Source organism: Vibrio rumoiensis 1S-45 (assembly GCF_000286955.2).
Classification (GTDB): domain Bacteria; phylum Pseudomonadota; class Gammaproteobacteria; order Enterobacterales; family Vibrionaceae; genus Vibrio; species Vibrio rumoiensis_A.
The window spans coordinates 1-1,616 of sequence record NZ_AJYK02000030.1; the positions used below are offsets into that span (position 1 = coordinate 1).

At 34.7% G+C, this 1,616-nt stretch carries 2 protein-coding genes; both read left to right on the forward strand.

Annotation, left to right across the window (positions count from 1 at the left end):
* Nucleotides 1–58: 58 nt before the first annotated feature.
* The gene (locus A1QC_RS04490; RefSeq protein ID WP_017023690.1) at nucleotides 59–1,120 is read left to right on the forward strand and encodes a GTP pyrophosphokinase; all 1,062 of its coding nucleotides are present in this window, start codon (nucleotides 59–61) and stop codon (nucleotides 1,118–1,120) included.
* Between the two features lie 128 nt (nucleotides 1,121–1,248).
* Nucleotides 1,249–1,572 (forward strand): hypothetical protein, encoded by a 324-nt coding sequence (locus tag A1QC_RS04495; RefSeq protein WP_017023691.1) that lies wholly within the window; start codon nucleotides 1,249–1,251, stop codon nucleotides 1,570–1,572.
* The last annotated feature ends 44 nt before the right edge of the window (nucleotides 1,573–1,616 follow it).

Here is a 1,616-nt window from a genome sequence, read left to right on the forward strand (position 1 = left end):
AAACTGGTGGCTAGCACCTTCGTGCGAGTCATTATGTCTATACGAATAAGGAACTTCAGTGTCATTATCTAAAATTATTGATGAGTATGATGAGCAACTTTCTCTAAATGAAGAAATGGCTCAATCAATGGTCGCTCTGATCTCGGCTCTATTAAGCAATGAAGCAATTGTCCCTCATTCTGTATCATCAAGGGTTAAAGACAGGAATAGCCTCTCTCGAAAAGTAACCAATAAAGATAAATATACTTCTATACAGGACATTACAGATATCGTTGGAATCAGGATAATTTCAAATTATTCTGATGAGGTAGATCAAATAGCTAAAATAATTGAAGATAATTTTGCTATCGATGCAAAAAACTCTATCGATAAAAGAGCATCTTTAGATCCTGATAGATTTGGCTACTTATCATTGCACTACGTTGTTTCAATTTCACAAGACAGAGAACGGTTGATTGAGTACCAAAGATTTAATGGAAGAAAAGTTGAAATTCAAATTCGCTCTGTGCTGCAACATGCGTGGGCTGAAATTGAGCATGACATAGGATACAAATCAACAATTGAAGTGCCTAAACATGTAAGAAGGCAATTTTCTAGATTAGCGAGTCTTTTAGAATTAGCAGATGAAGGCTTTGTTAAGATTAAAGAAGAGTTAACCAACTACCAAAATGATGTAGAAGAAAATATTAGCTCTAAACCCGATGAAGTGGAAATTGATTTAGTAACAATTTTAGAGTTCTTAAATAAGAGTGACATCGTAAATAAATTGGATCGCAAAGTTGCTGAAAAAGCTAAATTTAATTTGAAAGAGCTAGATTCGGAGTTTGTTAGCCGACACCTCAAATATTTACAGTATTTTAATATCAGCAAAATATCAGAGCTCATTTTAATTATTAATGAGAATGAAAAAAATATTCTTCTTAGAGCTAATGATATTAATTCAGAGGGTGATACCGCCAGTAAAGGTATATCTATTTTCTACCTTTACCATATTCTTGCTGCAAAACTAGGCAACAAAGAAAAAATAATGACCTTTTTAGACGAAATGGGATTGTGTCTTGAAGATGATAGAGATGGCTTTGCTGACTATCTTATTGAATTGAGTACTGAATTCGTATAGAAAGTCGTTTAAAAGGACAAATAACAGTTGGCTTTTTCTCCTTCGTAGCTAATTTTAGCCAACTATTTTATTGACTCTTAACGAGGCGTTATAGCGCATTATAAAATTTGAAATTTAGGTAATTAATAATGAATAAATCAATCATAGTTGGTTCATTGGTGATTGGAGCTTGTGTTGTCGCTAGCCCCTTTATTTATGATTCAGTAAAAACAGCTCAGCGCGAAGAACAGCGCGAAAAAATCGCAGTGCAGATGGAAATTACAGATGTAATAGCTCTAGAACGTGCTGCAAATCTTTACAAAGAATCACAAGGTAAATGCCCAAGTAAAGCTTCTGAAATGGTAGGGGTGATTATAAAAAGAGAACCTAAAGATCGCTTAGGTTTGGAATACAAAACTACAGGAGACTGTCAGTTTGAGTCTTTTAATGGAATAACTGCGAGCAGCCCTTGAGTTGCGCCATAACAAATAAAGATAGGTTTCGCGCAGCCGACACC

Excerpts from the sequence above, each read along its gene's own strand:
- A1QC_RS04495 (WP_017023691.1), top strand. The coding sequence starts at position 1,249 with ATGAATAAATCAATCATAGTTGGTTCATTGGTGATTGGAGCTTGTGTT.